Source organism: Segatella copri, assembly GCF_024330485.1.
Lineage (GTDB): Bacteria > Bacteroidota > Bacteroidia > Bacteroidales > Bacteroidaceae > Prevotella > Prevotella copri_L.
Map to the genome: position 1 here is coordinate 1 of NZ_JANDWX010000109.1, position 656 is coordinate 656.

Consider the following 656-nt stretch of genomic DNA (forward strand, 5'->3'; position numbering starts at 1 on the left):
AGCAATCGGTGGGCACAACAAACCAATTGCCATCCGCTCCTTGGGCTGTGATGCTATAGGCATCGCCATACACAAATTCCTCGCCACTATGGTTGGTAATCGTGAATCTGATTTCCGTGGTGCCCAATGGATAGGAAGGCTTCTCCGCCTTGAGGGAGATGCCTTGGTAGGTGCTCACGCCTTCCCTGTTGTCGATGATAGGGTCCAACTTGCCCTCAAACCTGATGGCGGGCGAGTTGTAAATCTGCCTACGAAACTCCAGCTGCTTCTCCTTCGTGTTCCAACGGAGCGCAACATCAATGGAGTTGGATCCCATTCCAAATCCAACAACATTTCGCAAGGCCGGGGTCTTGTCTTCCGACAGGAACTTCCGCTCAAGTATCCGCATAATGGCGTTCAGTTCCCTATGCGAATATTTACGCGCCGAAGCCTTGCGATAGGTTCTCTTCTTGCTCTTGACAACTCTCTTTTTGCTAATGGCAACCCTCTTTTTGCCAACAGTTGCCACTTTCTTTTGCTGAATGGCCATTGATGGGTTGCAAGCAGCACAAGTGGTTTGCATTGAAAGGAACATTGTCAATCCTAATATTATTGCATTGAGGAGTTTTGGCTTCAGTCTCATAGTTATCAGCAATTAATAATTTAACATGTAGAGA

1 protein-coding gene is annotated in these 656 nt (G+C 47.6%); it reads right to left on the reverse strand.

Features of this window, described 5'->3' with window-relative positions; translation table 11 throughout:
• On the reverse strand, window positions 1-622 hold a 622-nt coding region (locus NNC77_RS16575; protein WP_367398751.1), incomplete at its 3' end, for an immunoglobulin-like domain-containing protein.
• Window positions 623-656 lie beyond the last annotated feature (34 nt).